1 pseudogene is annotated in these 334 nt (G+C 51.2%); it reads right to left on the bottom strand.

What is annotated here, in order from left to right:
• A pseudogene (locus E5329_RS29495) lies at positions 1-334 on the bottom strand (ParB/RepB/Spo0J family partition protein); the annotation flags it as partial.

Genomic DNA, 334 nt, shown 5'->3' on the forward strand with positions numbered 1-334 from the left:
TCCTCGGTCATAATGGAAAATATCATATCCATGTCAAGCCGCCCGCTCTGGCTTAAGTTTTTCATCCGCTGTGCCTGTGAGAGTGAGGGCGTTGCTTCCTCGCTTTCCATTGTGGCGAATAAATTTTCCTGCTCATCTTTCTTCAAAAAAGACAATTCCACCGCAGGCGTGAGGGCGATTTTCCCCTCATCCACCATCTGCAAAATCGGCGGTATCAGCTCCGTCAATCGGATAAAACGCTGCACGGTCATCCTGCCCACGCCGAAACCCTGTGCCACCTTATCGTCCGTCCGCAACTTCGTCCCAACTTGTGACGAGGTTAAATCTGTGCGGA

Origin of the sequence: Petralouisia muris (assembly GCF_004793545.1) — a bacterium.
In the GTDB taxonomy this organism is placed as follows: Bacteria; Bacillota; Clostridia; order Lachnospirales; family Lachnospiraceae; genus Petralouisia; species Petralouisia muris.